The sequence below is a fragment of the Streptomyces sp. NPDC085927 genome (assembly GCF_044540975.1).
Taxonomy (GTDB): Bacteria; Actinomycetota; Actinomycetes; order Streptomycetales; family Streptomycetaceae; genus Streptomyces; species Streptomyces hirsutus.
Window position 1 is genome coordinate 559,298 of record NZ_JBITSN010000001.1, and the last position, 14,363, is coordinate 573,660.

Consider the following 14,363-nt stretch of genomic DNA (forward strand, 5'->3'; position numbering starts at 1 on the left):
CCACGGCGACGTCCCCCGACATCCCCGCGTCCCCCGTTACTTGTTCCCCCCTGGTCCCCCCCCTGAGATCCCCCGATCCCCTCGGTCCCCCGGTTCCCCCGTGCTCCCCCCCGTACCTTCAGGCGACCAGTTCGCCGAAGGCGTCCTCCTCGTCACGGCCGAAGCTGAGGACCTCGTCGTCGCGCAGCCGGCGGAGCGACCGCCAGATGCTCGACTTCACCGTGCCGACACTGATGCCGAGGATGTCCGCGATCTCCGGGTCCGTACGGCCCTCGTAGTAGCGCAGGACCAGCATGGTGCGCTGGAGCTCGGGCAGCCGGGCCAGCGCCTGCCACAGGACCGCGCGCAGCTCGGTGCCCCGCATCGCGTCCGTGTCACCCACCGTCTCCGGCAGTTCCTCGGTCGGGTATTCGTTCAGCTTGCGGCGGCGCCACGCGCTGATGTGCAGGTTGGTCATGGTGCGGCGGAGGTATCCGCCGACCGCGGCCTTGTCACTGATCCGGTCCCACGCCCGGTAGGTCGAGAACAGGGCGCTCTGCAGCAGGTCCTCGGCCTCGAAGCGGTCACCGGTCAGGTGATAGGCGGTCGCGTACAGGGAGGCGCGTCGCTCCTGGACGTAGGCGGTGAACTCCACCTCCGACAGCGAACGGCGCTCCCCCTGCTCCTCCCCGTACGCGCTTCCCCCGTGCGTTTCCCCCGTGTTCCCCGTGCCCCCCGTGGGCGCGTCGATCACCGTCATGAAGCCGGTGTGACGCCCGGTGCCGCGACCGCACCCCCGTTTGGTCGCGGCACCGGCCTTCTCGCCACCCCGGTGCACGTCGTGCAGACGCGTGACAACTGCGCTGTTGCTGGTGCCGTGCAGCGTGTTCATCTCGCGCCCCCCGTCGTGGACTTCCGGTGTGTTCGCCTTGCGGTACCGCTTGCCGTCCTGCTGATGACGAAAATCCTGCCGGGTCGACTTCATCGCCGTGTCCGCCGACTGTCACAGGCCTGTCACAGGAGCCGTCCGGGACGCGGAGCCGCCGTCGCACACACCTTCTCCACAGGCGTCGGTGCACGTAGCCGTTCTTATCCGGTCCCAACGGGCATCTGCCCCCACGGGTCGAACAGGGAGCCCTTCATGGGCCAGAATGAGGCTGTGCCTTCCCTGTTGCTGATCGAGGACGACGACGCCATCCGCACGGCCCTGGAGCTCTCACTGACGCGCCAGGGTCACCGCGTGGCGACCGCTGCCAGCGGTGAGGACGGTCTGAAGCTGCTGCGCGAGCAGCGGCCGGATCTGATCGTGCTGGACGTGATGCTGCCCGGCATCGACGGATTCGAGGTGTGCCGGCGCATCCGGCGCACCGACCAGTTGCCGATCATTCTGCTGACCGCGCGCAACGACGACATCGACGTCGTCGTCGGCCTGGAGTCCGGTGCCGACGACTACGTGGTCAAACCCGTGCAGGGCAGGGTGCTGGACGCCCGGATCCGGGCGGTGCTGCGCCGCGGGGAGCGGGAGTCCAGCGACTCGGCGAGCTTCGGCAGCCTGGTCATCGACCGGTCGGCGATGACCGTGACGAAGAACGGTGAGGACCTGCAGCTGACGCCGACCGAGCTGCGCCTGCTGCTCGAACTGAGCCGGCGTCCGGGCCAGGCGCTGTCCCGGCAGCAGTTGCTGCGGCTGGTGTGGGAGCACGACTACCTGGGCGACTCGCGGCTCGTGGACGCCTGCGTCCAGCGGCTGCGCGCGAAGGTCGAGGACGTGCCGTCGTCCCCGACGCTGATCCGTACGGTCCGGGGTGTGGGCTACCGGCTGGATCCGCCTCAGTGACACAGAAGCAACAAGAGCACCAGGAACACCACGGCGGGTCCCATGGCTGGTCCGCGGCGCGCAAGGGCATCTGGTCCCGGCTGCGCTTCACCAGCCTGCGGCTGCGGCTCGTCGTCGTCTTCGGGCTGGTCGCGCTCACCGCCGCGGTGTCCGCGTCGGGCATCGCGTACTGGCTCAACCGCGAGGCGGTGCTCACCCGCACCCAGGACGCGGTTCTGGGCGACTTCGAGCAGGAGATGCAGAACCGGGCGGGTGCGCTGCCCGAGCGGCCGGCGCAGGAGGAACTGCAGTACACCGCGGGCCAGATGGCCAACAGCAGCCAGCGGTTCTCGGTGCTGCTGATCGCCGAGGACCCCCACGGCCGTACCGTGTACGGCAGTTCGGGCGGGCTGAGCGGCTTCTCGCTGCAGGACGTGCCGGTCTCGCTGCGCGAGGCGGTGAACGAACGGCAGAAGATCACCTCGACCAACAAGTACGCGTACCACCTGTACTGGCAGCGGATCGTCGTCGGCGACACCCCCCATCTGGTGGCGGGCACCCGGACGATCGGCGGCGGGCCCACCGGTTTCATGCTCAAGTCGCTGGAGCCGGAGGCCAAGGACCTCAACTCGCTCGCCTGGTCGCTGGGGATCGCCACCGGGCTCGCCCTGATCGGCTCCGCGCTGCTGGCGCAGGCCCTGGCGACGACCGTGCTGAAGCCGGTGCAGCGGCTCGGGACGGCCGCCCGGCGGCTCGGCGAGGGCAAGCTGGACACCCGGCTGCGGGTATCGGGAACGGACGAACTGGCCGACCTGTCGCGGACGTTCAACAAGGCGGCCGAGGCGTTGGAGAAACGGGTGGCCGACATGGCCGCCCGGGACGAGGCGTCCCGCCGGTTCGTCGCGGACATGAGCCACGAGCTGCGCACTCCGCTGACCGCGATCACGGCCGTGACGGAAGTCCTCGAGGAGGAGCTGGAGTTCGAGGGCGGCGGCATCGCCCCGATGGTCGAGCCCGCCGTACGGCTCGTGGTCAGTGAGACGCGGCGGCTCAACGACCTGGTCGAGAACCTGATGGAGGTCACCCGTTTCGACGCGGGCACCGCCCGCCTCGTCCTGGACGACGTCGACATCGCCGACCAGATCACCGCCTGCATCGACGCCCGTGCCTGGCTGGACGCGGTCGAACTGGACGCGGAGCGCGGCATCCACGCCCGGATCGACCCGCGCCGGCTGGACGTGATCCTCGCCAACCTCATCGGCAACGCGCTCAAGCACGGCGGCTCGCCGGTGCGGGTCTCGGTGCGGGAGGAGAGCGGCGCCGAGGACGGGGACGGGAGCGGAGGCGACCGGTCGGGCGGCGCGGACGGCACGGAGGCAGGGGCAGGCGAAGTCGCGGGCGACGGGGCGGATGCCGGGACCGGCACCGAGGGCGGAGGCACGGTGATCATCGAGGTGCGGGACCAGGGGCCGGGCATCCCCGAGGACGTCCTGCCGCATGTCTTCGACCGCTTCTACAAGGCCAGTGCCTCCCGGCCGCGTTCCGAGGGCAGCGGGCTCGGCCTGTCCATCGCGATGGAGAACGCCCATGCCCACGGCGGCGAGATCACCGCGGCCAACGCCCCCGGGGGCGGCGCGGTGTTCACACTGCGGCTGCCGCGCGACGTCTCCGCGCTGATGGAGGACGCCGAGGAGGCGCGGGAGCGCGCGGGCGGCACCTCCGGTAAGGCCGGCGGCGGCAAGGGCGGCACCCGGAGTGAGAACGCCGGGGGGGACGCCCGATGAACGGACGACCGGTGCGCGCAGGCCGCTTCCCCGGGCTGCTCGGCGTCGCCGCGCTCGGTGTGCTGCTCGCGGGGTGCGGGATCCGGGCCACCGAGGTGCCGACCGACTTCGGTCCGGCGCCCTCCCGGGTGCGCTGCTCGCAGACCGAGGCGGACGGGGCCTCACCGCCCGCGCAGGGCCTGCCGGCCCAGGTGTTCCTGCGCTGCGGCTCGTCCCTGGTGGCCGTCGACCGGACGGTACGGATGCCGGAGGGGACGGCGGACTCCGGGCAGCGGCGCGCCCAGGTGGCGCAAGGACTGCTGGACCAGCTCTCGGAGTCGCCGACGTCCGCCGAGAAGGAGGCCGGGTACACCACGAACGTCCGGGGCGGGATGACCGTGAGCGGTCCGCGGCCCGGCGACCCCCAGGACGCGCTGCGTCTGAGCGTTTCGCCGGGAAGCCTGACGTCCTACGCGTTCGCGCAGATCGTCTGCACGTTCTCCGACTCGGCGGCGGCCGAGGGCGACGGCTCGGTGGTCCTGGGCGGTCAGGACGACGAGCGGGCACGCCGCTACCGGTGCACGGACGAGGTCCGGGCCCGTCCGGGCAGCACGGAACCCCCGTCCACGGCGGTCACCGGCGGGTGAGGCCCCCGGAGTGCCTCGGGCTCGCTCCGGGCGCGTACGCGGCCTGTACCCGGCCCGGGTGCGGCACTGTGGCGCATGCCTCACCCGACCCGCGGGGTCGCACGCGGAACCGATCCTGCCGGGGGCCGCGTCTAGGGGTTCGTGCAGCGTCAAGGCCCCGTCGGCGGCACCGCCGCGTTCCGTATCCGTGTGACAGGAGGTCTCCTCCTGGCCGCGTATCTCGTGTTCGTCGCCTGGTGCACGCTGCGCCCCCTGAACGTCCCCTGGGTGGTGCCCTCCAACCTGCGCCCCTTTCACGGCATCCGGGCGGACTTCGCGCTGGGCTGGGCGACGGGGGCCCGCCGGGTCGCCGAGGGACTGGCGCTGTTCGCGCCGCTCGGTGTGCTGCTGCCGATGACGGGGGGCAGGCTGACCGTCTCACCGGTGGGTTCGCTGATCCGCACCATGACCGCGGCGGCGCTGCTGTCGCTGGGCATCGAGATGCTGCAGACCGGGGTGCCGGGCCGGGTCGTGGACGTCGACGCGCTGATGCTGAACACCCTGGGCGCGGCCCTCGCTCATGCCGCCCTGGTGCCGGCGGGCCGTGCGTGGCTGCGTCGGCGGGCCCTGCACCGTGCGGGGGCGGAGATCCACCGGGAGGAGCCGGCTCAGGGTCGGACCCCGACGATTGCCGGGGTCGGGATCGCCCCCTGGAGTGATGCTTTGCCCCCTTCGTCTCCGTAACGTGGAGTCCACAGGAACAGCCGCACGGAAGCCCGCCGGAACAGATCTGGACCAGGGCCCGGACCAGGGTCCGGCGTCGGTCCCGGTGTCGTTCCCGGACCCCCGGGTACCCGTGGGCCGCTCGGCAGCACGACCACGAAGGAGTTCACGATGTCCCGCCTCGCCCGCCCCACCGACAACCGCGTGATCGGCGGCGTGTGCGCCGCGCTGGCCCGCCGCTTCGGCACCTCCCCGACCACGATGCGGGTCGTCTTCCTGGCCTCGTGCCTGCTGCCCGGTCCGCAGTTCCTGCTCTACATAGCGCTGTGGATCCTGCTCCCGTCGGAGCACAAGGTCCGGGCGAGCGCCTGGTGAGGCCCGCGCCCTCCCCGTGAACACGCCTGTGGGGCGCCCCCGGTCCGGGGGCGCCCCACAGGTCGCGGGCCCGCCGGGGACAGACCCGGGCGGGACACTCCTGTGGACGTCAGCCGATGGGGAAGCCGTTGACGGAGCCCTGCAGCGGCATACCGCCGAGCATGCCGGTAACCGGCTGCGTGGCCCCCACCGCCCGCTCCGTGTCCGGCAGCGCGCCGGAGAGCTTCTCCGCCGGAAGGTTCTGGGTGGCGGCGTCCAGCGCCGGAAGGGCGTCCGGGACGGCCGGGGCGGCGGTGGCGGCGCCCGCACCGGCGGCGGCGAAGGCGGCACCGAGCGCGGCGACACCGAGGGTCTTGGCAGCAGACTGCTTCATGAAGATGTTTCCTCGACATGGGATACGGGGATGTGAGCGGTCCGGCGACCGTAATCAGATGGAACCTCCGGCCGCAAACACCGGAATGCGGAGGAATGGTGAACGCCACCCGCATTCCCGAATGCCCGACGTTCTCCCGCTCACCCCTCCGAGGCGACAGAACCGCTGGTGGAAGCGGTCTGCCGGAACAGCCATTCGGATTTCAGCTCGGCATAACCGGGCTTGACGACGTCATTGATCATGGCGAGCCGTTCATCGAAAGGAATGAACGCCGATTTCATCGCATTGACGGAGAACCACTGCAGGTCGTCGAGCGTGTAGCCGAATGCCTCGACCAGGTGCTCGAATTCCTGGCTCATGCTCGTGTGCGACATGAGCCGGTTGTCGGTGTTCACCGTGGCCCGGAAGTGCAGCCGGCGCAGCAGGCCGATGGGGTGCTCGGCGTACGAGGCCGCCGCCCCGGTCTGGAGGTTGGAGCTGGGGCACAGCTCCAGCGGGATGCGCTTGTCCCGGACGTAGGAGGCGAGCCGGCCGAGCTCGACGGTGCCGTCGTCGCGCACCTGGATGTCGTCGATGATGCGCACCCCGTGCCCGAGCCGGTCGGCCCCGCACCACTGGAGGGCCTGCCAGATGGACGGCAGCCCGAAGGCCTCACCGGCGTGGATCGTGAAGTGGTTGTTCTCGCGCTTGAGGTACTCGAAAGCGTCGAGGTGCCGGGTGGGAGGGTAACCGGCCTCGGCGCCCGCGATGTCGAAGCCGACGACGCCCAGGTCACGGTAGCCGTTGGCGAGTTCGGCGATCTCCAGGGCGCGGGCCGCGTGCCGCATGGCGGTGAGCAGCGCGCCGACGCGGATGCGGTGGCCGTCCTCCCTGGCCCGCCGCTCCCCTTGGCGGAAGCCCTCGTTGACCGCCTCGACGACCTCTTCGAGGGTCAGCCCGCCCTCGAGGTGCTGCTCGGGCGCATAGCGCACCTCGGCGTAGACGACACCGTCCGCGGCCAGGTCCTCGGCGCACTCGGCGGCGACCCGCACCAGGGCGTCCCGGGTCTGCATGACACCGACGGTGTGCGAGAACGTCTCCAGATAGCGTTCCAGGGAACCGGAGTCGGCGGCCTCCCGGAACCAGAGGCCGAGCTTGTCCGGGTCGGTCTCGGGGAGTGCGGAGTATCCGGCCTCGCGGGCCAGGTCGACGACGGTGCCGGGACGCAGGCCGCCGTCGAGATGGTCGTGCAGCAGAACCTTGGGCGCCCGGCGGATCTGGTCCGTGGTCGGGGTGTTCGCGGTGCTCTGGCTCGTCATCTCCGCACTCTAACTCCTACGCGCGTAGATCACCCGGCGCGCACCGACGCCGATATCCAACGGTGACCGCACGGCAGGGTGGCGTACGCCGTTGCTTCTGACACTGTTCTGCCATGGCACAGCAAGCGACGCCGGTTCACGGGGCACGGCTGGGGAGGGCGCTCGGCCCGGAGTCGGGGGCGGTGGGCGGCGCGGTGCTGCTGCTGCCCGGCGGTGATCCGGTCTCCAGCCGCAGGCCGTCCCCCCTGATGGCGACCGCCTCCGTACGCGCGCTGGGACGCCGTCTCGGCCGCGCGGGCCGGGCCGAGGGAATCGCCGTCCATGTCGTCCACTACCGCTACCGGGGCTGGAACGGCGGCGAGGCGCATCTCGCGCGGGACGCCGCCTGGGCCGTCGACGAGACCGTGCGGCGCTACGGGGACGTCCCCGTGTGCCTGGCCGGCCTCGGCATGGGCGGCAGGGCGGCCCTGCGCACGGGCGGCCACGAGGCCGTCACCTCCGTGCTGGCGCTGTCCCCCTGGCTGCCCGGGGAGGACGGGCCCGTGCCACCCGAACCGGTGAAGCAGCTGACCGGACGGCAGGTGCTGATCGTGCACGGCACGCACGACACACGGACCGACCCCGAACTGTCCTTCCGGCTGGCGGCGCGGGCGAAGAAGGCGAACCGGGACGTCTGCCGCTTCGAAGTGCACGCCGACGGGCACGGGCTGCGCCAGTACCGGGACGAAGTCCTCGCCCTGTGCGAGGACTTCGTGATGGGAGCGCTCTTCGGGCGGGCGCTCTCACGTCCGCTGCGGGACGCCCTGGCGGCCCCTCCGCCCCTGGGACTGCGGATGCCGCTGGCCTCGGGGTTCGGTTCGTCGTTACGGCGATAGGCGGCCGGCGTACGCCGGCCGTCGCATGACGGCCGGCAACCGGTGTACGGCGTCGCGGCGGCGGGCGGCCGGGTGCCCCGGGGTGCCGGTCAGTCCGGGAGCAGGCGGCCGCGGCGCGACAGCAGGAACTTCTTGAAGGCCGTCACCGGCGGGGTGTCCGGCCGCTCGGCCAGCCAGGCGACACCGATCTCGCGGGCCGCCCGCGGGGAGGTGACGGTCAGTTCGACCACTTCGGGGCGGGGCACGGCCGGCGGCGGCAGCAGGGCGACGCCGAGCCCGGCCGCGACCAGGCCCCGCAGGGTCTCCGCCTCCTCGCCCTCGAAGGCGACCCGGGGCCGGAACCCGGCCTGGGCGCAGAGGGCGTCGGTGATGCGGCGCAGGCCGTAACCGGGTTCCAGGGTCACGAAGGTCTCGTCGGCGGCCTCGGCGAGACGGATCCGTCGGCGGCCGGCGAGCCGGTGGTCGGCGGGGACGACCAGGCGCAGCTTCTGCTCGTCCAGGCGACGGGCGACGAGGTCGGGGGCGTCCGGGACAGGGGAGGTCAGGCACAGGTCGAGCTCGCCCGCGCGCAGGCCTTCCAGCATGGCGTCACCGTGGTTCTGGACGAGGCTGAAGCGGATGCGCGGATGGTCGGCGCGGAAGGTGTGCAGCAGGCCGGGCACGGTCTCCGCGCCCATGGTGTGCAGGAACCCGAAGGCGACCTTGCCGGTGGCCGGGTCGGCGTCGGCACGCACCTCGTCGGCGGCCCGCTCGATCTCGGCGAGGGCCCGCTCGACGGAGACGAGGAAGGCGCGGCCGGCGGGGGTGAGGGAGAGCGTACGGCCGTGACGGGCAAACAGGTCGACGCCCAGGTCCTGTTCGAGGCGCACGACGGACCGGGAGAGCGTGGACTGCGGGACCTGCATCTCCTGGGCGGCACGGGTGACATGTTCCGTGCGGGCGACGCCGGCGAAGTGGACGAGACGCGGCGCGAGCAGCGCGGCGATGTCTTCTGTGTCACTGGACGGTGACAGCCGGCCCTGCGACCTCTGCTGATGCTGCATGGGAACGATTATGACGATTCCATGCATTGGACGGATGAGCGGAGCCGTCCGTAACGTCGCATGCATGTCTCCCGCCAGTACCAAGGCGTCCACCACCGTGGACGCCCGCACATCCGTCACGTCCCCGGTCTCCCCCTCCTCCCCTCCCCCGAGTGCGTCCAGCGCTCCGGACGCCCCGAGCGCCCCGGGCGCGCCGGGCGGCGCCGACTCCCGCATGTCCCCGGGCGGCCCCGGTTTCCGCCGGATGAGCTTCGCCCTGTTCCTGGCGGGTGTGGCGACCTTCGCGCTGCTGTATTCCACGCAGGCCCTGCTGCCGCTGATCTCCGGCGACCTCGGGGTGAGCGCGGGCGACGCGAGCTGGACGGTGGCGGCGGCCACCGGCGGTCTGGCGGTGTTCGTGCTGCCGATGAGCGCACTGTCGGAGCGGTACGGACGCCGTACGGTCATGACGGCCTCCCTGGCCGTCGCGGTGACCGTCGGACTGCTGGTCCCCTTCGCTCCGTCGCTGGGCGCACTGGTGGCACTGCGGGCGCTCCAGGGGGCGGCCCTGGCCGGGGTGCCCGCGTCGGCGACCGCGTATCTGGCGGAGGAGGTCCGGCCGAAGGCCCTGGTGACCGCGATCGGACTGTTCGTCGCGGGCAACAGCGTCGGCGGGATGAGCGGCCGGGTCATCACCGGCTGGGTGGCGCAGGAGTGGGGCTGGCGGGTCGCCGTCGGCGTGATCGGGGTGCTCGCGGTGGCGTGCGCGGTGGCGTTCCGGCTGCTGCTGCCGGCCCCGCAGCACTTCCGTCCGGGCTCGCTGCGTCCGCGGGTGCTGCTCGACGCGGTCCGCGGCCATCTCGCGAACCCGCTGCTGCGGCGCCTGTACGCCATCGGCGCCCTGTTCATGACGGTGTTCGGCGGGGTCTACACCGTGATCGGCTACCGGCTGGCCGAGGCGCCCTTCTCCCTCCCCCAGGGCATCGTCGGCTCGATCTTCCTGGTGTACCTGGTCGGCACGGTGGCGGCGTCGGCGGCGGGCCGGCTGGTGGGCCGGCTCGGCCGCCGGGGCGCGCTGTACGCGGCGGGCGGCACCACCGCGGCGGGTCTGCTGCTGTCCCTGGCCGGCTCCCTGCCCCTGATCCTGCTGGGCCTGGTGCTGATCACCGGCGGCTTCTTCGCGGGCCACGCGGTCGCGTCCTCGGCGGTCGGACGGACGGCCACCCAGGGCCGCGCCCAGGCGTCGGCGCTGTACCAGTCCGCCTACTACGTCGGCTCCAGCGTGGGCAGCACGGTCGGTGCGCTCGCCTTCCACTCGGGCGGCTGGGCCGGGACGGTGGGGGTCGGTCTGGTGGCGGTGGCCGGCGTCGTGTCCATCACGGTGCTGGGCACCCGGGCGGCCCGGGTGGAGCGGCGCGGGCTCGCCCCGGCGTGAGGCGGCCCGGCGGGTCCGGCGGCCGGGAAGCGGGCGGAAGCTTTCGTTCCGTCCGCTGAACGGGCTTTCCCGACCTGCGCGTTCGTCGACTCGGGGGGCCGTTGTCAGTGGGCTGCGGTAGCTTCCGAAGTGCTGGGTGCGAAGGCGCGCCGCAGACAAGCCACAGGGGTGGGTGGACGATGACGAACGGCACGGCGACGGCGACCGGTCTCGACGCCAGGCTCGAGGCGCACCGCGTCGAGCTGACCGGGTACTGCTACCGCATGCTCGGTTCCTCCTTCGAGGCGGAGGACGCGGTGCAGGACACGATGATCCGTGCCTGGCGCAGCTTCGACAAGTTCGAGGGCCGTTCCAGTCTGCGCTCCTGGCTGTACCGCATCGCGACCAACGTCTGCCTGGACATGCTGACGGCCGGCAACAAGCGGGCCCGCCCGATGGACCTGACGGAGTCGACCCCGCTGGCCCGCGCGGCCCTCTCGCCCCGGCCGGACCACACCTGGCTGGAGCCGATGCCGGATTCCCGGGTGCTGCCCGCGACCGCCGATCCCGCGGAGGCGGCGGTCGCCAAGGAGTCCGTGCGGCTCGCCTTCATGGCCGCGCTCCAGCAGCTGCCGCCCAAGCAGCGGGCGGTGCTGCTGCTGCGCGAGGTGCTGGCCTGGAGGGCGAGCGAGGTGGCCGAGCTGCTCGGCACCTCGGTCGCGTCGGTCAACAGCGCGTTGCAGCGGGCGCGGGCGACGCTCGCGGAGCGGCGGCAGCCGGGCGCCGAGGCGTCCGTCTCGGACCCGCTGGACGAGGAGCAGCAGAAGCTCCTGGAGCGCTATGTGGCGGCGTTCGAGGGGTACGACATGTCGGCGCTGACGGCGTTGCTGCACGAGGACGCCATCATGACGATGCCGCCGTTCGACCTGTGGCTGACCGGCACCGGCGACATCACGGGCTTCATGACGACGCTGGGCGCCGCCTGTGCGGGCTCGCGGCTCCTGCCGGTCCAGGTGAACGGCCTGCCCGGGTTCGCCCAGTACAAGCCGGACCCGGAGGCCGGCGGCTTCACGCCGTGGGCGGTCCAGGTGCTGGAGATCTCAGACGGCCGGATCACCGGGTTCCACTGCTTCCTCGACACTCGGCGCTGGTTCCCGCTGTGCCGGCTGCCCCTCCACCTCGAAGCCGAGACCGACGAGGTCGAGCAGGGAGCATAGGGCGGGGTCGGGGTCGCGCAGCCGTATCCGGCCCCCGGTCCGGCGGGCCAGGAGCTGGAGGCGTGCCAGCAGGTTCACGGCGGCGAGCCCCGGTGGCCCCAGCCCGCCCACGTCGCAGACGACCACCCCGCCGGCCCCGCCGCCGTCGAGGAGTGCCCGCAGCGCGTCGCTCGGCCCGCTCACCCCGTCCGGGGTGACGGGGCCGCGCAGTACGAGTACAGGGGGTGTCATGGCATCCACGACCGGTAGACCGGGCGCGGGCGCGTAACTCATCGCGGGCCCCCGCCGGCCCTCGCCGCCCCTCACGGACACGTGTCGCGGCGCGGGCGGGCGCCGCGGAGATCACATTGACCCGGACACGGCCCTCCCCCGAGGGTTGGCTGTATGCACCACAGATCATCTCCGCCCGCGTCCCCCGGTGCTCGCCACCCCGGCGAGGAGCCGTCATGCAGGGGGTGCTGAGCGGGTTCGCGGTGATCGCGGTCGTCATCGGCGTCGGCTATGTGATCGGCCGCCGGGGGTATCTCGGCGGGCAGGCCCGAGACGTGCTGACGAAGCTGGCGTTCCACATCGCCTCGCCGGCCCTGCTGTTCACCGTCCTCGCCGAGGCCGACCTGTCCCTGGTCTTCTCCGGCCGGCTGCTGGTCACGGCACTGAGCACGGCCGCGGTGGCCGGCGTCTTCGTGGCGGTGGGTGTGGCGCGCCGCTGGGGCGTGGGCCGCACCACCATCGGCGCCCTGTGCTCCAGCTACGTGAACTCCGGAAACCTCGGCATCCCGATCGCCGTGTACGTCCTCGGCGACGCCTCGCTGGTGGCGCCGGTGCTGCTGTTCCAGCTGGTCGGGGTCACCCCGGTCGCGCTGACGATCCTGGACCTGGCGACCGCCGGGGAGAAGCAGCCCTTGTGGCGCCGGCTGCTCACACCGCTGCGGAATCCGGTCGCGCTGGGCTCACTGGCGGGAGTGGCGGCGTCGGCGAGCGGCGTCGACATCCCCGGTCCGGTCATGGACCCGGTGACGCTCATCGGCAACATGGCTGTCCCCGCCGTCCTGCTCGCCTTCGGCATCTCGCTGCGCGGCAGCTCCCTGCCCCTGCGGGGCGGTGAGCGCGGGGCGGTGCTGCTGGCCGTGGCGCTGAAGTCGGTGGGCCAGCCGGCGGTCGCCTGGGGGCTGGCGGCGGGGGTGTTCGGGCTGCGCGGCGCCCAGTTGCTCGACGTGGTGGTGACCTCGGCCCTGCCGGCCGCGCAGAACCTCTTCACGTACGCGAGCAGCTACCGCGTCGGCGAGACCCTGGCGCGGGAGGCGATCCTGGTGTCGACCCTGCTGTCGGTACCGGTGCTCGTGGTGGTGGCGGCGGTGCTGGGGTGACTCAGGTGCCGGGGAGCTCAGGTGCCGGGAGTTCAGCGGTGTCGATGCCGGTGCGCCACCGCTCCCGGCATGCCGAACGGGGCCGGTGGTGGTCCACCGGCCCCGTTCATCCGGATGAGGCACGCCCCGCGTGCGCAGCTCAGGCGATGCGTTCCCGCACCACCGGCGCCGCCGTGAAGGGCGTGCCGGGGGCCGCGATGTCGTAGGAGCCGGCCACCGCGTCGAGGGCGTACGCGAAGCGGTCCGGGGTGTCCGTGTGCAGGGTCAGGAGGGGCTGGCCCTCGGTGACGGTGTCGCCGGGCTTGGCGTGCAGTTCGACGCCCGCGCCCGCCTGCACCGGGTCCTCCTTGCGGGCGCGGCCCGCGCCGAGGCGCCAGGCGGCGACGCCGATGTCGTAGGCGTCCAGGCGGGTCAGGACGCCGGAGGCGGACGCCGTCACCACGTGCTGTTCCCGCGCCGTGGGCAGGGGGGCGTCCGGGTCGCCGCCCTGGGCCGCGATCATGCGGCGCCAGACGTCCATCGCGGAGCCGTCGGCCAGGGCCTTCGCCGGGTCGGCGTCCTTCAGACCGGCGGCGTCGAGCATCTCGCGGGCCAGGGCGAGGGTGAGCTCGACGACGTCCGCCGGGCCGCCGCCCGCCAGGACCTCCACCGACTCGCGGACCTCGAGCGCGTTGCCGGCGGTGAGGCCGAGCGGTGTCGACATGTCGGTGAGCAGGGCGACGGTCCGCACGCCGTGGTCGGTGCCGAGGCCGACCATCGTGGAGGCCAGCTCGCGGGCGTCGGCCAGGGTCTTCATGAAAGCGCCGCTGCCGACCTTCACGTCCAGGACGAGCGAGCCGGTGCCCTCGGCGATCTTCTTCGACATGATCGAGGAGGCGATCAGCGGGATCGCCTCGACGGTGCCGGTCACGTCGCGCAGGGCGTAGAGCTTCTTGTCCGCGGGGGCGAGGCCGTCGCCGGCCGCGCAGACGACGGCGCCGACGCCGTCCAGGACGGACAGCATCTCCTCGTTGGACAGCAGCGCGCGCCAGCCGGGGATCGCCTCCAGCTTGTCGAGGGTGCCGCCGGTGTGGCCGAGGCCCCTGCCGGACAGCTGCGGGACGGCCGCGCCGCAGGCCGCGACCAGCGGGGCGAGCGGCAGGGTGATCTTGTCGCCGACGCCCCCGGTGGAGTGCTTGTCGGCGGTGGGGCGCGACAGCGAGGAGAAGTCCATGCGCTCGCCGGAGGCGATCATGGCGGCGGTCCAGCGGGCGATCTCGCTCCGGTTCATGCCGTTGAGGAGGATCGCCATCGCGAGGGCCGACATCTGCTCGTCGGCGACCTCCCCGCGGGTGTACGCGTCGATGACCCAGTCGATCTGCTCGTCGCTGAGTTCGCCGCGGTCCCGCTTGGTGCGGATGACGGAGATGACGTCCATGGCCATGGGTGGCATTCCTTCCGGAGTGCGAAGGGCGCGGCCCCTCGGGACGCGGCCCCTCCGGTCGGGAGTGAGCCGCGCGGAGGGGCCGCGGTGGA

General features: G+C 72.6%; 15 protein-coding genes. 9 read left to right on the forward strand and 6 right to left on the reverse strand.

The window, feature by feature from the left end:
* Positions 1–118: 118 nt before the first annotated feature.
* Positions 119–871 carry a SigE family RNA polymerase sigma factor gene (locus ACIF80_RS02570; protein WP_399799392.1) on the reverse strand — a complete coding sequence of 251 codons (753 nt, stop codon included), beginning with the start codon at positions 869–871 and terminating at the stop codon, positions 119–121.
* Between the two features lie 267 nt (positions 872–1,138).
* Here ACIF80_RS02570 and afsQ1 point away from each other — a divergent pair, with 267 nt between their 5' ends.
* The 5 genes from afsQ1 to ACIF80_RS02595 all read left to right on the forward strand — a co-directional run bounded on the left by afsQ1 (position 1,139) and on the right by ACIF80_RS02595 (position 5,282).
* Positions 1,139–1,816, forward strand: coding sequence for a two-component system response regulator AfsQ1 (afsQ1, locus tag ACIF80_RS02575; protein WP_029394402.1), 678 nt, complete (start codon positions 1,139–1,141; stop codon positions 1,814–1,816).
* A complete protein-coding gene (locus tag ACIF80_RS02580) occupies positions 1,813–3,579 on the forward strand; it encodes an ATP-binding protein (protein ID WP_399798416.1) in 1,767 nt (588 codons plus the stop codon). The genes afsQ1 and ACIF80_RS02580 overlap by 4 nt, the downstream gene beginning before the upstream one ends.
* Entirely contained in the window at positions 3,576–4,205 is a 630-nt protein-coding gene (locus tag ACIF80_RS02585; protein ID WP_399798418.1) for a hypothetical protein, read from the forward strand. The genes ACIF80_RS02580 and ACIF80_RS02585 overlap by 4 nt, the downstream gene beginning before the upstream one ends.
* 141 nt (positions 4,206–4,346) lie before the next feature.
* Positions 4,347–4,928 (forward strand): VanZ family protein, encoded by a 582-nt coding sequence (locus ACIF80_RS02590; RefSeq protein ID WP_399798421.1) that lies wholly within the window; start codon positions 4,347–4,349, stop codon positions 4,926–4,928.
* A gap of 150 nt (positions 4,929–5,078) precedes the next feature.
* On the forward strand, positions 5,079–5,282 hold the full coding sequence (locus ACIF80_RS02595) for a PspC domain-containing protein (RefSeq protein WP_399798423.1): 204 nt from the start codon (positions 5,079–5,081) through the stop codon (positions 5,280–5,282).
* 109 nt (positions 5,283–5,391) lie between these two features.
* On the opposite strand, the gene ACIF80_RS02600 is transcribed toward ACIF80_RS02595, so the two are convergent.
* Both ACIF80_RS02600 and ACIF80_RS02605 read right to left on the reverse strand, forming a co-directional pair.
* Positions 5,392–5,655 carry an ATP-binding protein gene (locus ACIF80_RS02600; RefSeq protein ID WP_399798424.1) on the reverse strand — a complete coding sequence of 88 codons (264 nt, stop codon included), beginning with the start codon at positions 5,653–5,655 and terminating at the stop codon, positions 5,392–5,394.
* A 140-nt stretch (positions 5,656–5,795) separates the two neighbouring features.
* Complete coding sequence (locus ACIF80_RS02605; protein ID WP_399798426.1) at positions 5,796–6,953, reverse strand: adenosine deaminase; 1,158 nt, start codon at positions 6,951–6,953, stop codon at positions 5,796–5,798.
* 113 nt (positions 6,954–7,066) lie between these two features.
* Here ACIF80_RS02605 and ACIF80_RS02610 point away from each other — a divergent pair, with 113 nt between their 5' ends.
* Positions 7,067–7,828, forward strand: coding sequence for an alpha/beta hydrolase (locus ACIF80_RS02610; RefSeq protein ID WP_399798428.1), 762 nt, complete (start codon positions 7,067–7,069; stop codon positions 7,826–7,828).
* Between the two features lie 89 nt (positions 7,829–7,917).
* Here the strand turns inward: ACIF80_RS02610 and ACIF80_RS02615 are convergent, their stop codons facing one another.
* The gene (locus tag ACIF80_RS02615) at positions 7,918–8,871 is read right to left on the reverse strand and encodes a LysR substrate-binding domain-containing protein (protein ID WP_399798430.1); all 954 of its coding nucleotides are present in this window, start codon (positions 8,869–8,871) and stop codon (positions 7,918–7,920) included.
* Positions 8,872–8,935: 64 nt separating this feature from the next.
* Here ACIF80_RS02615 and ACIF80_RS02620 point away from each other — a divergent pair, with 64 nt between their 5' ends.
* Together ACIF80_RS02620 and ACIF80_RS02625 are read left to right on the forward strand one after the other, a co-directional pair.
* Complete coding sequence (locus ACIF80_RS02620) at positions 8,936–10,285, forward strand: MFS transporter (protein ID WP_399798433.1); 1,350 nt, start codon at positions 8,936–8,938, stop codon at positions 10,283–10,285.
* Between the two features lie 179 nt (positions 10,286–10,464).
* Positions 10,465–11,481 (forward strand): sigma-70 family RNA polymerase sigma factor, encoded by a 1,017-nt coding sequence (locus ACIF80_RS02625; RefSeq protein ID WP_399798436.1) that lies wholly within the window; start codon positions 10,465–10,467, stop codon positions 11,479–11,481.
* On the opposite strand, the gene ACIF80_RS02630 is transcribed toward ACIF80_RS02625, so the two are convergent.
* Entirely contained in the window at positions 11,365–11,754 is a 390-nt protein-coding gene (locus tag ACIF80_RS02630) for an STAS domain-containing protein (RefSeq protein ID WP_399798438.1), read from the reverse strand. The genes ACIF80_RS02625 and ACIF80_RS02630 overlap by 117 nt on opposite strands.
* Before the next feature lie 173 nt (positions 11,755–11,927).
* Between ACIF80_RS02630 and ACIF80_RS02635 the strand changes: the two genes are divergently transcribed.
* Positions 11,928–12,848 carry an AEC family transporter gene (locus tag ACIF80_RS02635; protein WP_399798440.1) on the forward strand — a complete coding sequence of 307 codons (921 nt, stop codon included), beginning with the start codon at positions 11,928–11,930 and terminating at the stop codon, positions 12,846–12,848.
* A 139-nt stretch (positions 12,849–12,987) separates the two neighbouring features.
* On the opposite strand, the gene ACIF80_RS02640 is transcribed toward ACIF80_RS02635, so the two are convergent.
* The gene (locus tag ACIF80_RS02640; protein ID WP_399799394.1) at positions 12,988–14,265 is read right to left on the reverse strand and encodes a thymidine phosphorylase; all 1,278 of its coding nucleotides are present in this window, start codon (positions 14,263–14,265) and stop codon (positions 12,988–12,990) included.
* Positions 14,266–14,363 lie beyond the last annotated feature (98 nt).

Excerpts from the sequence above, each read along its gene's own strand:
- ACIF80_RS02570 (WP_399799392.1), bottom strand. The coding sequence starts at position 871 with ATGAACACGCTGCACGGCACCAGCAACAGCGCAGTTGTCACGCGTCTG.
- ACIF80_RS02615 (WP_399798430.1), bottom strand. The coding sequence starts at position 8,871 with ATGCAGCATCAGCAGAGGTCGCAGGGCCGGCTGTCACCGTCCAGTGAC.
- ACIF80_RS02620 (WP_399798433.1), top strand. The coding sequence starts at position 8,936 with ATGTCTCCCGCCAGTACCAAGGCGTCCACCACCGTGGACGCCCGCACA.
- ACIF80_RS02600 (WP_399798424.1), bottom strand. The coding sequence starts at position 5,655 with ATGAAGCAGTCTGCTGCCAAGACCCTCGGTGTCGCCGCGCTCGGTGCC.
- ACIF80_RS02605 (WP_399798426.1), bottom strand. The coding sequence starts at position 6,953 with ATGACGAGCCAGAGCACCGCGAACACCCCGACCACGGACCAGATCCGC.
- ACIF80_RS02630 (WP_399798438.1), bottom strand. The coding sequence starts at position 11,754 with ATGAGTTACGCGCCCGCGCCCGGTCTACCGGTCGTGGATGCCATGACA.
- ACIF80_RS02585 (WP_399798418.1), top strand. The coding sequence starts at position 3,576 with ATGAACGGACGACCGGTGCGCGCAGGCCGCTTCCCCGGGCTGCTCGGC.
- ACIF80_RS02610 (WP_399798428.1), top strand. The coding sequence starts at position 7,067 with ATGGCACAGCAAGCGACGCCGGTTCACGGGGCACGGCTGGGGAGGGCG.
- ACIF80_RS02635 (WP_399798440.1), top strand. The coding sequence starts at position 11,928 with ATGCAGGGGGTGCTGAGCGGGTTCGCGGTGATCGCGGTCGTCATCGGC.
- ACIF80_RS02640 (WP_399799394.1), bottom strand. The coding sequence starts at position 14,265 with ATGGACGTCATCTCCGTCATCCGCACCAAGCGGGACCGCGGCGAACTC.
- ACIF80_RS02625 (WP_399798436.1), top strand. The coding sequence starts at position 10,465 with ATGACGAACGGCACGGCGACGGCGACCGGTCTCGACGCCAGGCTCGAG.
- ACIF80_RS02595 (WP_399798423.1), top strand. The coding sequence starts at position 5,079 with ATGTCCCGCCTCGCCCGCCCCACCGACAACCGCGTGATCGGCGGCGTG.